The following is a 17522-nucleotide window of genomic DNA, read 5'->3' on the forward strand; positions in this document are numbered from 1 at the left end:
AGGCTAATACTGCCCCGAATACTTGTAGGTCTATTCAATATTCATTGCCCTGCTTTATTTTTATACTTATGAAAAAAACACTCATATTCCTGATGTTTGTGCTTTGGCAAGGCGTTCAGGCACAAAAAGCCCGCCGACTGGAAATTCTTTTTCTGGGCGACAACGGGCATCATAAACCCATAGAAAGGCTCCCTACGCTAATGGCCGCATTAGGCGCAAAAGGTGTTAATTTTACTTATACCGACCATCTGGAAGACATCAACCCGGCCAATCTGGCTAAATATGATGCGCTGATGATTTATGCCAACTGGGACGAAATAACCCCCGCTGCCGAAAAAGCCCTGTTAGATTACGTGGCTTCCGGCAAGGGTATTCTGCCTATCCATTGCGCCTCATTCTGTTTTCGTAATTCGCCTGAGTACGTTAAAATGGTAGGCGGGCAATTCTGGAGACATAAGATGGATACCATTCAGGTGCAGACAGTTTTGCCTACACATCTCATTGTAAAAGATTTACCGGCAATCAAGGCTTATGACGAAACCTACCTGCACAGCCATTTGCAACCAGACAACAACGTATTGCAGGTAAGAGAAATAAAGGCCGATCAAAAAAGCGACAGACCAGAAACCAATATTGAGCCTTATACATGGACCCGCACTTATGGTAAAGGCCGTGTGTTTTATACTGCTTACGGGCACGATAACAACACCTGGAGCAACAGGGGTTTTCAGCAATTGCTTTATAATGCCATCGTTTGGGCAGTTGACGAAAACGCCCGTTCAGCCCATGCGGCTCTGAACCCGAAACCGTTTGAATACAGAGAGGCCAATCTTCCAAACTATGAAAAACGCCCTGGTGTGCCAATGCAACAATTGCCACTGCCGCCCGGCGAATCAATGAAACACATTCAGGTGCCGGCCGATTTCACGCTGGATTTATTTGCCGCAGAACCCAATGTACAACACCCCATTGCGATGTCGTGGGATGAAAAAGGCCGTTTATATGTACTCATTACCAAAGATTACCCGAACGAAAGAAAAGATAGCGGCGGAAGCGACTACATTCTGATTTGTGAAGACACCGACAAAGATGGAAAGGCCGATAAATTTACGCGTTTTGCCGATGGCCTTAGCATCCCTACCGGAATGGTGTTTGCCAATGGTGGCCTGATTGTTTCTCAGGCGCCACACATGTTGTTTCTGAAAGATACCGACGGCGATGGAAAAGCCGACGAGAAAAAGATATTGTTCTCTGGTTTTGGAACCGGCGATACCCATGCCGGGCCATCTAACCTGCATTATGGTTTTGATAACTGGATTTGGGGTAGCGTAGGGTATTCTGGTTTTGCAGGTAAACCCGTTGCCAATAGCGATAGCGTAAAATTCTGGCAGGCATTGTTCAGATTTAAGCCCGATGGCTCAAAAATTGAATGGATGACCAGCACCTCAAACAATACCTGGGGTATGGGCTTTAATGAAGCCGGAGACGTTTTCGGGTCAACGGCTAACAACTCGCATGGTTGGTATATGGCTATCCCGCATCGTAACTTCCTCAATCCGGGTTTCAACTCAGACAACGGAAGCCGCTCAACAGATACGCACAAAGACATGAAGCCCATTACTGAAAAAGTAAGGCAGGTAGATGTTTTTGGTGGATTCACCGCGGCGGCAGGTCATAATTTTTATACAGCAAGGGCGTACCCTAAAAAATACTGGAACCAGATTGCCTTTGTAACCGAACCAACCGGCCACGTGGTGCATCAGAATCTGATGGAGAAAAAAGGGACTAACTATGACGACAAGGAATCGTTTAACCTGATGGCCGGTGCCGACGAATGGTTTGCGCCTGTATTTGCCGAAGTTGGCCCAGACGGAGCCGTTTGGGTAGCAGACTGGTATAGCTACATTATTCAGCATAACCCAACCCCTAAAGGCTTTGATAACGGGTCGGGTAACGCCTATGAAACCAACCTGCGTGATTTCACACATGGCCGTATATATAGAGTAGGCTGGAAAGACGCCCCTGCTTATACGCCTTTGGCTTTAAGTAAAGACCGCCCTGACGAGTTGCTGGCAACGCTGAAAAACAATAATATGTTTTGGAGAAGCCATGCACAAAGATTATTGGTTGAACGCGGAAAAACAGATGTGGTTCCGGCTTTAATTGCCCTGGTAAAAGACCAGTCGGTAGATGAAATCGGGCTTAACACTGCGGCTATCCATGCCATCTGGACCTTGAAAGGCCTGGGTGCAATAGAAAGCAACCCGCAAGCGCTACAAGCGGTTATCAGTGCATTGAAGCACCCTTCATGGGCAGTGCAGAAAAATGCCATTCAGGTTTTACCAATTACCAAAAGCTCGGTTGATGTTATCTTACAAAATGACCTGCTGAACAGCAAAGAACCTTTAGTGGTATTAAACGCCATTCTGGCACTTAGCGAAATGCCGCTTACGGCTGCCTCTGAACAAGCTTTGCTTAACCGTATGGAGCAAGCCACCGAAAGCACCGACCGCTGGTTGCCTGATGCTTTTGCAGTTGCATTAACAAGCCATAAATCGGCGTTATTGAAAAAACACCTGAATAAAATGGCAGGAGCCAAAACTGCAGCGCCTATGACCCATGACCACTCGGCTATGAACCATGGCACTTCAGCCCCAAAAGAAGCACCAAAAGCGCTTCCTGCTCCTTCTGCCGGTGTTGATTTGCTGATTTCAAATGTCCGTACCGAACCTTCGTCTCCTTATGTGCGTGAAGGTATGCGTTACTTTGTTGAGGTGAAAAATAACGGAAAAGACTCAGTAAAGAAAGGCAACGTTGTAACACTTCGGATTGACATTGCAGGCATGGAACAGAAATTTACCGTATGGAGCATGGTGCATAACACCGGAATAGCCCCGGGCGAAACAGTAACTATTTCTAAAAACACGAATGGCCCGTGGTCTGGCGACTTCTATTTCTCTAATGATATACCAGGTGATTATACCTTCAATATCATGGTTGACTATGAAAACAAAATAGAAGAAAACAACGAGAAAAATAATTATTACAGCAAGAAGATTACCGTGCAACAGGCTCAGAAATTAGCCACATTTGCGCTTGAAAGAGCCGCCAGAAGTTATGCTTCTGTTATGCCCGCAGACACCCTGGCAAGCCTGCTGAAATACTATGATAAACTACCCGCTACCGAAAACGTTGCCTTACTTAAAGGTATTTCGAACGGCTGGAACCCTCGTAGAAAAGGAACACTGAATGCAGAGAATGCCCGATTCATAGCCTCTTTGAACAGCAAACTGACCGAAACAAATGCAGAAAGGCTGAATAAGCTAATGGTAGCATGGGGACTGAAAAGTGCCAATGCCGACGACGACAAAGAAGCCATTGTTATCAACATCAAGTCTGTAAAAGAAGAAATGAAGTTTGACAAAAAGGAATTTACCGTTAAGGCCGGTAAACCGGTGGTGCTGGTGTTTGAAAACCCTGATGCCATGCAACACAACATTGTAATTGGCAAGCAGAAAAGTATGGAGATAATTGGAAACGCAGCCGATAAAATGATTACCCAGAAAGACGGTGCCGAGAAAAACTATGTACCCGGCATACCGCAGGTAATTGCTGCAACACCATTGGTGAATCCGAACGAAACCTATCGTCTTAAATTTACAGCTCCGGCTGAAGCAGGTAACTACCCGTTTGTGTGTACATTCCCCGGCCACTGGCGATTAATGTTCGGAACAATGAAAGTAGTGAAGTAATAAAACTACTTAAACATAAAGAAACACGTACAATAGATTGTAATTACCTTCACAAACAGCTTCTCGATTGAGAAGCTGTTTTGTTTTAGGCATCGGCAACCATTGAAATTAAATAATGCATTTCCTGAATAGCCTTTTTTATGTTATCTTAGGATGCAATATTTGACCAGATACAGGCCTTTTACATAAACAGAATGGTATTTAACTTCAACCCCAAAAGCACTTTATTATTTGTCTTTTTCTTTCATGGTCTGGTCTACACAGTTTTGTTACTATTGAAAGGCCTATTGAAAGAGAACAAATCAAACATTTGGCTAAGCGCTTTGGTATTTTTAAGCACATTGTATATTGTACCATTTATGTGTGGGTACGCCGGCTGGTATGGGCGTAACCCTTACCGCGAATTTTTGTTCTACTTTCCGTTTCAGCAACTATTCTTACTCCCTCCTGTTTTATATTTTTATACTAAGTCTTTGCTAGACACCTCCTTTAGTTTTTCTAAAAAAGATTACCTGCATTTTTTACCTGCCTTGCTTTATGTGGCCTACACGGTTTTTATCTGGCTGGTTGATAAAGTAATGCTGAAAAACAACTATTTCCATCAGGATGGCCGCGACAAAGACTTTGCCGGCTGGTATCAGGCACTTGGGTTTCTGTCTATGTTCTTTTATCTGACTTTAAGTCTGAGTGTATACAACCTTTATAAAAGCCTAACGTATCAGACTGTGAGCTTTGCTGATAAAATCCTGTTTGCGTGGGTAAAACAATTCCTGTCGGCCATGCTGATTCTTGTGGTTTTAAGAGCGTTGTTTTTTGTCTTAAACCCCGAATGGAATAATTTCGGTAACAAATTCTGGTATTACATTTGCTTTTCTATTCTGTTCTATTATATCTCAATTAGTGGCTACTCAAATTATTTCCAAAGTGTTATAGGGCTAAACCATTCCAATCTGTTTTATGAAGGCCAGGATGATACCCAACAGCAAAATGCCACAGAGGGGCCTGATACCAAAGCGCAGTTAAATGCAGTTGACATTAAAGAATTTGAATTATTAAAAACTGAAATTGAGCGGGCCATGATAATTGACCACCTGTTCAAAAATCCTGAATTAACATTAACCGACCTGGCAAATCATCTGGGCATGCAAAGTAAGAGGGTCTCTCAGATAATTAATCAGGGATTCGGGCTAAACTTTAATGACTTTGTAAATCATTATCGCACGCAGGAGGTAATCAGAATTTTGCAATCAGATAAACCCAGCCTCATCACTTTATTGGGTATTGCATTAGACAGCGGCTTTAATTCAAAGTCAACTTTCAACAGAGCCTTTAAGAAGTACACCTCTTTAACACCCAAAGCCTATCTTGAAAAAATAAAGCAGCAAAATGGTATCAAATCATGATTTGAAGCGATACCTATCAGGTTTTAACAGACTTTTGCTAAAAAAACTCAATGAAAATCAAACGCTTATTACCGTTTTTTGTTTCTGTAGCCATTGCAAATATTCAATTACAGGCACAGGAGGTCTCTCAGGCATCAATAAAGAAAGCGCTCGACTCCATAGCGTTGCAAGACGTAGTACCAGGAGGCCCCGGTATCGCAACCGGCATTATTAAAAACGGAAAGATTATATACATCAAATACGCCGGCTACGCCAACCTCGCCGACAGCCTCTTAATCGGCCCGCAATCACGTTTCAATATTGCCTCCAATGGTAAACAATTTACTGCATTGGCTATACATACCCTTGCCAAAGAGCAAAGGTTGAACCTAAAAGATGATATCAGAAAATACCTGCCAGAAATCTATAAAGACGCAGGGTTTAAAATTAGCATAGAAAACCTGCTGAATCATAGCAGTGGCATCAGAGATGTGTACGACTTATGGTCTTTAAAAGGTATCACTTGGTGGAAACAGACATTCAGTAACACAGATGCTTTGGACCTGATAAAAAATCAGAAAGAGTTAAACTTTGCACCGGGAACCCAATATCTGTACAGCAACTCAAACTATATTTTGCTGGCCGAAATAATCAGGCGGGTAACCCAAACGTCTTTCAGGAAATATACCGACACCCTGTTCCAAAAATTAAAGATGCCCAATACCGGCTTTAACGATGATTATAAAAATATTCAGAGGCCAGTTGCTAAGCCCTATTTTAATTTTAACACCTGGACAGGCTATGACTGGACCTGCGATATTGTCGGAGATGGCAATCTCTTTACGACACTTGAAGACCAGTTGCATTGGGAGAAAATCATTCAGGAAAAACAAACCGGATATATTGCTGCCGATTTAATTTCAAAGAGCCAGCAACCCCTTGAGGGGTCAGCCATCCGTAACTATGGCTTGGGACTGGAATTCGGGAAATACAAAAATTTCGACTATAGTTTTCATGAAGGAACCACCGGCGCCTGGAAAGCCACCACCCTTCGTTTCCCTCAGGAAAACCTATCAATTGTAACACTTACCAATAGTGGCAAGGCAATACCAGCCATGCAAAGCAGGCAAATGGCAGATATTTTATTAGGTATTGGCCCAGGCCATCAAAGTTATCTGACAAAACCGGCAAATACTGGAAAACACCTTACACAAGACGAAGTATTGGGAGCTTACCAGACAGATAACCATTTTACTTTCCGATTTGAGATGCGAGATACATCGCTTTTTTTACTAAGAGCAGGCCGAAACGATACCCGTCTGTTGAGGGAATCTGCCAACGTTTTTCATCAATGGAACGACCCCGCCTTTAAGCTGGAATTTAAACCCAATGCACAAAATGAAATGGAGGTTACCGCTTACTACACCACACATGCGCCTTATTCGCTTAAAAGAGTAAATGCAAACTGGGGTGGTTACAATTTTGAAAAGCTAAACGGAATATTCTATAATGCAGAAACAGGCGTAACATTAACGCTTAAGCATCAAAAAGATAAAACGTACAATCTTTCGTTTGGAAAAAACAACCGGAGTGGTTTTTTGGTATCACCCACAAAATTATCAGCCGATAATTACAGCCTGGAATTCGCACAAAATCCTCAAAAAACAGTTGAAGAACTTTTTATTGATTCAGACCGCCTCAGAAAAGTAAGATTCGTTAGAGTGAGATAACTTTCTAAAATATGTTGAATTATAATTAGCTTCAAACTTATGATTAATAATCTCTTCGAAGCAAAAATTTTTAAACGATAATACCTTGCAGCGCTCCAAGGTATTATCGTGTTCTGGTACCACAACTTAATTACGCCAAAAGCGATTTTACAGTGGCAGATATCGCTTTACCGTCGGCTAGTCCTGCCAATTCTTTGGTGGCGGCACCCATCACTTTACCCATGTCAGATGGGCCGGAAGCACCAACTTTGGCGATAATCTCCTGCAATTTGGCTTTCAGCTCGTCTTCCGATAATTGTTTCGGTAAAAATTCTTCAATTATAGCTAGCTCGGCTAACTCTTTATCTAATAAATCAGGGCGGTTTTGCTGACGGTAAATATCTGCCGAATCTTTTCTTTGCTTGGCTGCTTTGGTTAATAATTTCAACTCTTCGTCCGGTGTCAACTCACCTGTATTTCCCTCTTTGGTTTCTTCCAATAAAATAACTTTTTTAATGTCTCTCAATGCCATAAGTCTCACCTGGTCACGAGCAAGCATCGCTGCCTTAATCTGTGCGTCAATTTCTGTTTTTAGTGCCATTTTGCTGGTAGTTTATTGTATATTCAATACAATTACCTGATTATTGCAGAACAATCAGGCAATTGGTTATGTTGCTGTTTACGTATTTAAACAATAAGCTTGTTAATTTTGGTTCTTTCGGGAACTCATTCTTAAATCTAATGAGTTATTTAATTTAAAATATCGCGGCAAACTATCCGGTTCTTCAAATTATTTTCTCCTAAAATAATCACCATGACAAAATTATCAGTAAATATCAATAAAATAGCAACTTTAAGAAATTCTCGTGGCGGAAATATGCCGAACGTCGTAAAAACAGCTATTGACTGCGAAAGATTCGGCGCACAAGGCATTACGGTACACCCCCGGCCAGACGAACGCCATATCCGTTATCAGGACGTTTACGACTTAAAGGAAATTGTTACAACTGAATTTAACATTGAGGGGAATCCGACGGAGACCAAATTTGTAGAACTGGTACTGGCCAACAAACCTACCCAGGTTACATTGGTACCCGATGCACTCAATGCCATAACGTCAAACGCAGGTTGGGATACCATCACCCATCGTGAGCGCCTGAAAGACCTGGTGGCTACTTTTAAAAGCCAGGGCATACGGGTATCTATTTTTGTTGACCCGATTGAACGCATGATAGAAGGCGCCGCCGAAACGGGCACCGACCGCATTGAGCTATACACAGAGCGTTACGCAGAGGTCTATCCGCACAACAGGGAAGAAGCTATCAAAGACTACGCAAAAGCCGCAAAAGTTGCCGAACAGGTAGGTCTGGGTGTAAATGCCGGCCATGACCTGAGCCTGGAAAACCTCATGTACTTTAAAAAGAATATTCCGAATCTGCTTGAGGTATCTATTGGCCATGCACTTATTTGTGATGCCCTCTATTACGGCCTTGAAAACACTATACAACTGTATCTCAGACAGTTACAATAGGATTCCTGTGCCTTCATTAACAATTTTTAAGAAACTTTAACACCAAAAAAAGTACCACTTCACTATGTTTGTGCAACATTCGGCCTGATGCCATTGTCTTTTTCTTAAAGTTTCTAAATAAAAAATTATGAAAGCTACATTCCGGAATTCTATCAAAGCAAGTTTTTTGGCTGCATTGGCCATCGCTTCGTTTGCGTCTTATGCACAAGACAAGAAAGAGAAAAAAAGCACTGTTCGTGTAAGAATCGAACAGGACATTAACGGTAAAACCAAAGTACACGAAAAAAACTTTGATGCCACCGGCCTGACCGACAAACAAAAAGAAGAACTGATTCAGAATTATCAGGATTCGGTAATGGCCAAAAATAAAGAAAACGTGCGTGGTACCAAGGTTGAGGTAGAAAGCTTCAGCGATAATGAACGAGAGAGAATATCAAACAATGACGACCATTTTGAAAGGCGTCTGGATATTGATTCAGAAAAACCGCGTGTAAGAGCCTATAGCCGTGGCCGCAACGGGAATGATAATCACTTTGAATTCGGTGATGATGACGATGCGATAATCAGAGAGAAACCGCGTACAAGAGTGTATCGCAACGACAGAGATAAAGATTTTGAAACTCACTTTGACCTTGACATGAAAGGCCTTAACGAGAATCTTAATCAATTAGGCAAAGATCTGAAATTTGAGTTTAAAACTTTTCCTGATGTTTTTGATTTTGACGGCAGCGCATCAAGCAAAACCGTTCGTGGTTTGAGCGTTTATCCTAACAATCCGAAAACAGAAATACTGAATCTTCGTTTCAATAGCCAGCAAAAAGGTGATGTAAGCATAAAAGTGATGGATTTAAAAGGCAACGTAATTGCCAAGGACGAAGTCAGGGATTTCAGCGGCGAGTATGTAGGCCAGATTAACATCGGCAAACATAAAGGAGTAGTATTCGTGATGGTTACTCAGGGAGAGGATGGCACGGTAAAAAGAGTGAACCTTTCTGCCGATAAAGAATAAGATTTACTTCCAATTGCAAAAGGGCCATACGGCCCTTTTTTATTACCTATCATCAACTATACCTGTCGTTCCGCCACGGATAGGCCGTATTAGAATAGCCTCTTTCTTCCCAGAAGCCCAATTTGTTTTTAGGCAAAAACTGAATGCGCTTAATCCATTTAGAGCCCTTCCAGGCATATAACTGCGGGGTAATCATTCTTACTGGGCCACCGTGCTCTTTCGGCAAAGGCTCACCATAAACGGTATGTGCCAACAGCACGTCAGGTTTCAGCGCTTCTTCCATCGATACATTAGTGCTGTAGGTATCATATCCATAACACATAATATGTGTGGCGGTCTCTTTGGGTTGCACCAGTGCCGCCAAATCCATAAGCCTTACGCCCTTCCAGACCATATCCATTTTAGACCAGGTGGTTACACAATGGAAATCGCTGGTGTCTTCTACCTGTGGTAAATCCATAAAGTCCTGCCAGGTAAGCACAACAGGGTTTTCAACTTCACCATCAATAGTTAATCGCCAACGGTCAAGTGTTATGCTGGGGTGATACCCAAGGTCTAGCACAGGCCATTTTTGAGTGACTGTTTGGCCCACAGGTAATAGCGGCATCCCGTGCCTGTTGATTTTCCCTGTCCCTAAAGGGCGGTCGTCGGCAACAGACGGTGTACTTTTCATTTTATCTTCAAAGCGAGCTTTCAGTTTCATTCTCGCTTCAATAATTTTATCCAGTTTGCTTACCTCTTCCATCATTTAAGGGGTTTATTTCACACAACAAACTTTCGTGCCATTTAGTTAAAAGCAGTGCCATTTTTCTAAAAAGCATGATACAGTAAATAGATAACACAAACGGTAATAATACTTACCACACCCTGCAAACCCGTAAGAATAGTATGCGTTTTATAAGCATCGGCTTGTGTAAGACCTGTAAATTGAGACACCACCCAGAACCAGGCGTCGTTGGAATGAGAAACCGTCATGGCACCACTGCCAATGGCCATTACCAGTAGGGTCAAATCAAATGGTTCGGAAAAACCCATTGCAGCAAGTAAAGGCGCCAGTATGCCAGACGTTAACACCATTGCAGTAGTGGTAGACCCCTGAGCGGTTTTAAAAAAGGCTGCCACCAGAAAGGCAATGAGCAGAAATACAATGCCCGAGGTTTGATTAGCCATTAACCAATCGCTTACAATGTCTTTGAGTGGGGTTTCTTTCAGCACCGCTCCAAAAGCCCCACCTGCGCCCACCAGCACCAGTGTAGTGCCGCAATGTTCGATACCACTTTTGAAACATGCAAAAATTTTCTCGAATGGTTTTTCAGGAAACAGGCTGAAAGAAAAAAATATGGCTATCAGAAAAGAAACCAAGGGACTTCCGAAGAAATTCAGCCACTTGGTTAATGAATCGTTAAGGTGAAGAATTTTGCCAAAAGATGCCACCGTGATTAATATAATAGGCAAAATAATTGGCATGAAGGCCTTCCAACCGGCAGGTAGTGTGCTTACATTAGCCACGTTCAGATTATCTTCTTTGTCTTCAATGATATTCAGATTCCGGGCATAGTTCTTTGCAAACCAGGTAGATAAAAATAAACTTGGTACAGAAACCACCAAACCCACCATAATAACCAACCCTACATGATGCGACAAATTTAAATTTCCGGCCGCCGACAATGGCCCCGGTGTTGGAGGCACTAGCGTATGTGTAGCAAAAAGACCACCCGATAGCGCAATGGCAATTGTGCCCAGCGGCCGGTTGGTCTTTTTAGCCACAATTTTGTTAAGCTTTGCCAGAATAATGAAGCCGGAATCGCAAAAGACAGGAATACCCACAATAGCCCCGATAACCGACATGGCCAATGCGGGGTATTTCTCGCCGAATAGTTTCAATATAATATCTGCCACCTTAATGGCTGCCCCCGATTTATCAAGAATGGCACCTATTACACAACCCAGTATAACCATCAGGCCGATTTTCGACATCAATTCGCCAAAGCCTTTTCCGATGGTATCAGCCAGTTTATCAATGGGTAAGCCTGCAAATATACCCACACCCAGCGCAGCCAGTAACAGACCCACCAGAGGGTGTAGCTTAAACCAGGTAGAAGACAGAATAATAAAAACAATGGCCAGAAAAACAACGGGTATAATCATGCAGTGGCTAGTTATACAATCTCAAAATATCTTTTTAATTCCCAATCTGTAACCACTTTGGCATATTGCCGCCACTCCCAGTTTCGGGTTTGCGTAAAATGGGCTACAAACTTTTCACCGAACAGCTCTTTCGCGATGGCAGAGTCCTTCATGGCCTTGGTGGCCTCGTCCAGATTCCCGGGCAATATACCGTTGCTGGTATCGCGATAACCATTACCCAAAGTAGCGGGCTGGTTTAGTTTCATTTGGTTACGAATGCCATACAACCCGGCAGCCAGACAAGCCGCCAGCGCCAGATAAGGGTTGGTATCAGACCCTACCACCCGTGTTTCTATCCTGCATGATTTCTTACTGATAGGCAACGCCCTTAAAGCCACCGTGCGGTTATCAACCGCCCATGTAAGGGTGGTTGGCGCCCATGCGCCCTCTACCAGCCTCTTATAACTGTTAATGGTAGGCGCTACCATCGGCAATATATGTGGCAGGCAATATAACTGCCCGGCCATATAACTCTGCATCAATTCGCTGATACGATTCGGGGAGGTCTCATCATAAAAAAGATTGGTTTTGGCTTCTGCATCCCAAAGGCTTTGGTGTACATGGCCACTACAGCCCGGCAGGTTTTCATTGATTTTAGCCATGAATGTTGCCATAATACCCTGCTGGTAAGCTATTTCTTTTACAGACGTTTTAAAGAGCAGCGCCCTGTCGGCCGCTGTCAGTACATCAGAATAAGTAATGGCAGCTTCATAAACCCCTGGGCCGGTCTCGGTATGCAGCCCCTCAAGAGGCACATCAAAACGGGCCAGGTTATCAAACAAAGCCGTCATGTAATCGTTCTTAAGGGTGCTTCTTAAAATTGAATATCCGAACATCCCTGGTGTGAGAGGCTTCAGATTCTGGAATCCCTTCTCATGTGCCGATACCGGTGTTTCCTCAAAATTAAACCATTCAAACTCCTGAGAAAAAAATGGCTTGAACCCCTCCTTCTCGGTCTCTGAAATTATTTTTTTTAATAAATTCCGCGGACATATCTCTGCGGCTTCTTCTATAAACTCTCCAAGAAAAAACGGAATATCGTTTTCCCAGGGAATCTTTCTGAACGTAGATAAATCAAGCTTCACTTTGGCATCGGGGTAGCCTGAATGCCAACCTGTAAAATCAACATTATCATAACAAACATCGGCCATATCCCAGCCCAGCACTACATCACAAAAGCCAAGGTCTCCATCAATTACTGACAGAAACTTCTGTTTGCTAATGTATTTACCTCTTAAAATGCCATCAATATCGGCAACAGCCAGTTTTACTTTTCCTGATGGGTGTGAATTTACGTAATCAAAAATCTCTTGTGTAGTCATATTAGTGTATAGGTTTGTCAGGTGCGGGTGCCGAGGCATGATAGCCCAGGTTATGAATCATTAAAGCATATTTATCCATCAGTTCTGTAACCCGTTCACGGTTTTCAGAGCGTACAATTAATCCTACATGGTACTCTTCGTTCATTTTCCATACCACTTCCGGGTCATTAAATAGGGAATAATCAGGCCATTGGTGCGACGAAAGTGATATAATAATACCCGAATAATAGTCATCAACGGCCGGTAATTCGTAAACACCTCCGGTGGCCACGGCTGTTTCTATTCTGGCCCACTCGCGCCACAGGTTAATACCAGACGAGTATTCAACCATTTCGGCAAGGTTGGCGCCTCCTACCCTTGAGGCCGTTTCCAGAAAATAGAATTTGCCATCTTCAAAGCACTTGATTACCTCTGTATGAGACGCGCTGAATTTCATACCAAAGGCTTTCATTACCTGCTCGTTCATTTTCTTTAAGGCCTTCTCGCCTTTAGAACCATGCGTTACAGTTACCGAGCGAAAAATCCCTCCGCCATGTGCTACCTCAAAGGGAGTATTGAGGTACTGGCTGCACCTGCTGAAAATAACTTTACCATCAACCGAAAGCGCATCTACATGATATACGTCGCCGGGCTTGAATTGCTCTATCAGAAAATTATGTCTTTCTTCACCCAGGCTATGAATGGTGTCCCAGGCTTCCTGAAACGAATGCACTTTTTTAATACCGGCGGCCGATGCCTCTGAGCGTGGCTTGATAACCCATGGGGCTGCCGTAGCCTGCAGGTATTCGGTTATATCAACATCATGAAAAAGCGGACTGAATGGCGGCACATTAATACCACAATTTAGGGCCTGTATGCGCATAGCCAGTTTATCTCTGAAGTAACGGGCGGTGGTTTGCCCCATGCCGGGTATCCTGAAATGCTCACGTGCCAGAGCGGCCTTTTCCACATCAAAGTCGTCGAGCGCAACAATGCGGTCAATTTTTTTGGTTCGCATCAGGTAAGCCAGCCCCTGAATAATCTTGCTGTAAGTATCAAAAGTATTGTCAATGTTATCAAGGTAAAAAACCTCATCTATCGACTCCCCAGGCCAGGGTTTGTCTTCCAGCTTTTTGTTGGTAAGCAGATAAACGGTATTACCCTCGGCCTTACATGACTTCAGAAACTCTACACCCTTAAAGTAAGTGCAAATGCAAAGAAAATTCATAGGGAAGACAATCAGTTTAATTTTCGGTAATTGAATGGAATTCGATATTCGAAATTTTTTTCCACTTTGACAAGCCCCGCAACGCTAAATCTGAAAATTTGTACTCCGGAGCCTGTAAATGCAAAGAAGCCATCTGCTTTAAAAGGCAGATGGCTTCTTTAATTGTATTAAGCGCAACAATTACACTTTTTTCTTTCCTTTTGCTGAAGAGGCAGGAGCAGCAGCCGGAGATGCCGGTGCAGTTACTTCGCCTTTAATGGTAAGAATCACCGTTCCGTTTTCAGCATTGCTGGTAACATTGATGGTTTTTGTGAAAGCACCCGGGCGACCAGAGGTGTTATAACCTACTTTAATTGTGCTTTTTGCACCTGGCATAATTGGGTCTCTTGGCCACTCAGGTGTAGTACAACCGCAAGACGCCGCCGCGTTAGAGATTACCACCGGGGCATTACCTGTGTTGGTTACTTCAAAGCTGTAAGTAGCCAGTGGGCCCTCTGAAACTTTACCGAAGTCGTGAACTTCTTTATTGAATTTCAATACGCCCTGTGCCTGCACAGAAGCTACAAATGCCATAACCACTGCAATTGTCGATAAGAATTTTTTCATTCGATTTAAACGATTAAAAGTGAGAAATAAATTTTGTGTTATTAGTAACGCTTAGTTTCGTCTTACAAATAAATACTAAACGCATCAGAAAATCCAAATTTTTAACAAGTCATTAACAAAACTCTTTTTTTGAAAAATGCAATATTTTATCTTAACTTTACAACATGATTAGTTAGTATGACAACTAATTTCAGCCTTGGCAGTTGAGTCAGACATAAAATTTTTTTTGTATGGAATGTTTCCCATATTAACCATTCAAAATTCACAGCATGACTGAAGTATCAGATCTAATAACCTCAACAGATGTTCTCTTAACCAAAGAAGAAGTATTAAATGATTACCGCATTGCCTGCGAAAGCCGAGAAGTAAGTATAATTGGCCGGAAAGATGTATTTATGGGCCGGGCCAATTTTGGTGTGTTTGGTGATGGGAAAGAACTTGCGCAGCTAGCCATGGCGAAGGTGTTCAGAAAAGGAGATTTCCGTTCGGGTTATTACCGTGACCAGACATTTCTGGCTGCTGTAGGCGGGCTTACCTGGCAACAGTTCTTTGCGCAGTTATATGCGCACCCCGACATCAACCATGACCCGTTTTCGGCGGGGCGCTCAATGAACGCCCATTACGGCAACCGCTGGATAGATAAAAACGGCGACTGGCTTAACCAGACAGAGTTGTACAATACTGTTAGCGATGTTTCTTCTACTGCCGGGCAAATGCCCCGGGCTGTAGGGCTGGCTTATGCCTCAAAATTATACAGACAAAATCCTGATTTAAAATATCTTACCAAGTTTTCACGCAATGGAAACGAGGTTTGCTTTGCCACCATTGGAGATGCCTCAACCTCGCAGGGCATGTTCTTCGAATCTATTAATGCCGCCGGTGTACTGCAGATACCCATCATTTTTTCGGTATGGGACGATGGCTACGGCATTTCGGTACCTATAGAATACCAGACAACCAAATCAAGTATATCAGAAGCGCTGGCGGGGTTTCAACGCAAAGACGGCAGCAATGGTATTGAAATAATTGTTGCCCGTGCCTGGAATTACCCCGAACTGATTGAGGCCTACCAGCGGGCAGCCGTATTTGCCCGCGACGAACACGTACCCGTTCTGGTGCATGTAATAGAAGTAACGCAGCAACTGGGTCACTCCACGTCAGGGTCGCATGAGAGGTACAAATCAAGAGACAGGCTCGATTTTGAAAAAGAGTTTGATTGTAACTTTCACCTGAGAGAATGGATTTTGTCTAACGGTTTTGCTTCTGAAAAAGAAATTGATGCCATTGAGATAAAAGCGAAAGATGTTGCCAAGAAATCGCGCAATGCAGCATGGGCAGCCTACCGCGAGTCTATTAAGCCTGATTTAGATTCAGCAATTGCTTTACTAAAAAAGGCTATGATAGAAAGTAAGCAATCGGCAGCCATAGCCAAACTGAGAGAAGAACTGGAGCATACCGAAAATCCGGTGCGCAGAGAAATCATTAGTCTGGTTAAAAAGGCAGTGATTCTGATGCGTTCGGAAGAAAATACTGCTAAAAAAGCCCTGATTGACTGGCTGAAGACAGCCATGGCAGAAAACAAAGAAAGATTCAACACCCATTTACTAAGTGAGTTTCCTACTTCGCCAATGCTGGTTAAAGGCGTAGCTCCGAAGTATGACGAAAGAAGTACTAATGTAGACGGCCGCGAGATAGTGAATGCCTATTTTGACCAGTTATTCAGCCGGGATGCCCGCGTATTTGCCATTGGAGAAGACGTAGGCAAAATTGGCGACGTAAACCAGGGCTTTGCCGGTTTACAGGAAAAATACGGTGAAATAAGAATAACAGATACGGGTATCAGAGAAACCACCATTATTGGGCAGGGTATTGGTGCAGCCATGCGCGGACTAAGACCCATCGTAGAAATTCAGTATTTCGACTACATCTACTACGCTCTGGCAACGCTTACCGACGACCTGGCCTCACTTCGTTACCGCACAGCCGGTGGCCAATTGGCGCCATTAATTGTACGCACGCGCGGGCACCGTCTGGAGGGCATCTGGCATTCAGGGTCTCCTATGTCGGCCATGCTGGGCTCCCTACGTGGGGTTCATGTGCTGGTGCCGCGCAATTATGTTCAGGCAGCCGGTTTCTATAACACAATTCTGAAAGGTGATGACCCGGCCTTAATAATTGAATGCCTCAATGGCTACCGTATAAAAGAAAAAATGCCAACCAACCTTTCAGAAATCTGTACACCACTGGGTGTGCCTGAAATTCTGAAAGCCGGCCACGATTTAACCATTGTTACCTATGGCTCTATGTGCCGCATTGTAATGGAGGCAGCCTATCAGTTAGAACAGGCAGGTATTTTTGTAGAAGTAATTGATGTGCAATCGTTATTGCCGTTTGACGTGCATCATATAATTCTTGACTCAATAAAGAAGACAAACCGTGTAATTTTTGCCGATGAAGACGTACCCGGTGGAGCATCGGCGTTTATGATGCAACAGGTGCTTGACGAACAACAGGCTTATAAATACCTGGATTCGGCGCCAAAGGCGATTTCTGCACAGGCTCACAGACCGGCCTACGCCGCTGACGGAGATTATTTCTCAAAACCGAATGCTGAAACTATATTTGAGGCCGTGTATGATCTGATGCGTGAAGCCCGCCCGAAGGATTTTCCTGAATTATATAAATAAACGATATTGTCTAGTCCTAAATAAGCGATACACTTATTTAGATTTAAAAAACTAATTTACGGAATCCAATTGGGAGTTTTCAATTGGATTCTTTTTTTATAAGTTCGGATTTTTACTTGGCATTGTTGAT

At 43.3% G+C, this 17522-nt stretch carries 12 protein-coding genes; 6 read left to right on the top strand and 6 right to left on the bottom strand.

Annotated features, from left to right (window positions below; all coding sequences use genetic code 11):
- The first annotated feature begins 68 nt into the window (after positions 1 to 68).
- From NZ848_RS14380 to NZ848_RS14390, 3 genes are all read left to right on the top strand, one after another.
- Positions 69 to 3752, top strand: coding sequence for a PVC-type heme-binding CxxCH protein (locus tag NZ848_RS14380; protein WP_259016061.1), 3684 nt, complete (start codon positions 69 to 71; stop codon positions 3750 to 3752).
- Positions 3753 to 3946: 194 nt separating this feature from the next.
- The gene (locus NZ848_RS14385) at positions 3947 to 5155 is read left to right on the top strand and encodes a helix-turn-helix domain-containing protein (protein ID WP_259016062.1); all 1209 of its coding nucleotides are present in this window, start codon (positions 3947 to 3949) and stop codon (positions 5153 to 5155) included.
- Between the two features lie 50 nt (positions 5156 to 5205).
- A complete protein-coding gene (locus NZ848_RS14390; RefSeq protein ID WP_259016063.1) occupies positions 5206 to 6864 on the top strand; it encodes a serine hydrolase domain-containing protein in 1659 nt (552 codons plus the stop codon).
- A 130-nt stretch (positions 6865 to 6994) separates the two neighbouring features.
- Here the strand turns inward: NZ848_RS14390 and NZ848_RS14395 are convergent, their stop codons facing one another.
- Complete coding sequence (locus NZ848_RS14395; protein WP_259016064.1) at positions 6995 to 7444, bottom strand: GatB/YqeY domain-containing protein; 450 nt, start codon at positions 7442 to 7444, stop codon at positions 6995 to 6997.
- A gap of 213 nt (positions 7445 to 7657) precedes the next feature.
- On the opposite strand from NZ848_RS14395, the gene NZ848_RS14400 reads away from it, so the two are divergent.
- A complete protein-coding gene (locus tag NZ848_RS14400) occupies positions 7658 to 8374 on the top strand; it encodes a pyridoxine 5'-phosphate synthase (protein WP_259016065.1) in 717 nt (238 codons plus the stop codon).
- 127 nt (positions 8375 to 8501) lie between these two features.
- Positions 8502 to 9383 carry a T9SS type A sorting domain-containing protein gene (locus NZ848_RS14405; protein WP_259016066.1) on the top strand — a complete coding sequence of 294 codons (882 nt, stop codon included), beginning with the start codon at positions 8502 to 8504 and terminating at the stop codon, positions 9381 to 9383.
- Positions 9384 to 9435: 52 nt separating this feature from the next.
- On the opposite strand, the gene NZ848_RS14410 is transcribed toward NZ848_RS14405, so the two are convergent.
- From NZ848_RS14410 to NZ848_RS14430, 5 genes are all read right to left on the bottom strand, one after another.
- The gene (locus NZ848_RS14410) at positions 9436 to 10128 is read right to left on the bottom strand and encodes a sulfite oxidase-like oxidoreductase (protein WP_259016068.1); all 693 of its coding nucleotides are present in this window, start codon (positions 10126 to 10128) and stop codon (positions 9436 to 9438) included.
- Positions 10129 to 10193: 65 nt separating this feature from the next.
- Positions 10194 to 11531, bottom strand: coding sequence for a GntP family permease (locus NZ848_RS14415; RefSeq protein WP_259016070.1), 1338 nt, complete (start codon positions 11529 to 11531; stop codon positions 10194 to 10196).
- Between the two features lie 11 nt (positions 11532 to 11542).
- The gene (locus NZ848_RS14420; protein ID WP_259016071.1) at positions 11543 to 12892 is read right to left on the bottom strand and encodes a glutamine synthetase family protein; all 1350 of its coding nucleotides are present in this window, start codon (positions 12890 to 12892) and stop codon (positions 11543 to 11545) included.
- Between the two features lies 1 nt (position 12893).
- Positions 12894 to 14099 carry an ATP-grasp domain-containing protein gene (locus NZ848_RS14425; protein WP_259016072.1) on the bottom strand — a complete coding sequence of 402 codons (1206 nt, stop codon included), beginning with the start codon at positions 14097 to 14099 and terminating at the stop codon, positions 12894 to 12896.
- Positions 14100 to 14279: 180 nt separating this feature from the next.
- On the bottom strand, positions 14280 to 14705 hold the full coding sequence (locus NZ848_RS14430) for a DUF1573 domain-containing protein (protein WP_101728129.1): 426 nt from the start codon (positions 14703 to 14705) through the stop codon (positions 14280 to 14282).
- Between the two features lie 269 nt (positions 14706 to 14974).
- On the opposite strand from NZ848_RS14430, the gene NZ848_RS14435 reads away from it, so the two are divergent.
- Positions 14975 to 17392 carry an alpha-ketoacid dehydrogenase subunit alpha/beta gene (locus NZ848_RS14435; RefSeq protein WP_259016073.1) on the top strand — a complete coding sequence of 806 codons (2418 nt, stop codon included), beginning with the start codon at positions 14975 to 14977 and terminating at the stop codon, positions 17390 to 17392.
- Positions 17393 to 17522 lie beyond the last annotated feature (130 nt).

The sequence above is a fragment of the Emticicia fluvialis genome (genome assembly GCF_024793945.1).
Taxonomy (GTDB): Bacteria; Bacteroidota; Bacteroidia; order Cytophagales; family Spirosomataceae; genus Emticicia; species Emticicia fluvialis.

Coding starts and splice junctions, on each gene's coding strand:
- NZ848_RS14380 (WP_259016061.1), top strand. CDS start 69: ATGAAAAAAACACTCATATTCCTGATGTTTGTGCTTTGGCAAGGCGTT.
- NZ848_RS14385 (WP_259016062.1), top strand. CDS start 3,947: ATGGTATTTAACTTCAACCCCAAAAGCACTTTATTATTTGTCTTTTTC.
- NZ848_RS14390 (WP_259016063.1), top strand. CDS start 5,206: ATGAAAATCAAACGCTTATTACCGTTTTTTGTTTCTGTAGCCATTGCA.
- NZ848_RS14395 (WP_259016064.1), bottom strand. CDS start 7,444: ATGGCACTAAAAACAGAAATTGACGCACAGATTAAGGCAGCGATGCTT.
- NZ848_RS14400 (WP_259016065.1), top strand. CDS start 7,658: ATGACAAAATTATCAGTAAATATCAATAAAATAGCAACTTTAAGAAAT.
- NZ848_RS14405 (WP_259016066.1), top strand. CDS start 8,502: ATGAAAGCTACATTCCGGAATTCTATCAAAGCAAGTTTTTTGGCTGCA.
- NZ848_RS14410 (WP_259016068.1), bottom strand. CDS start 10,128: ATGGAAGAGGTAAGCAAACTGGATAAAATTATTGAAGCGAGAATGAAA.
- NZ848_RS14415 (WP_259016070.1), bottom strand. CDS start 11,531: ATGATTATACCCGTTGTTTTTCTGGCCATTGTTTTTATTATTCTGTCT.
- NZ848_RS14420 (WP_259016071.1), bottom strand. CDS start 12,892: ATGACTACACAAGAGATTTTTGATTACGTAAATTCACACCCATCAGGA.
- NZ848_RS14425 (WP_259016072.1), bottom strand. CDS start 14,099: ATGAATTTTCTTTGCATTTGCACTTACTTTAAGGGTGTAGAGTTTCTG.
- NZ848_RS14430 (WP_101728129.1), bottom strand. CDS start 14,705: ATGAAAAAATTCTTATCGACAATTGCAGTGGTTATGGCATTTGTAGCT.
- NZ848_RS14435 (WP_259016073.1), top strand. CDS start 14,975: ATGACTGAAGTATCAGATCTAATAACCTCAACAGATGTTCTCTTAACC.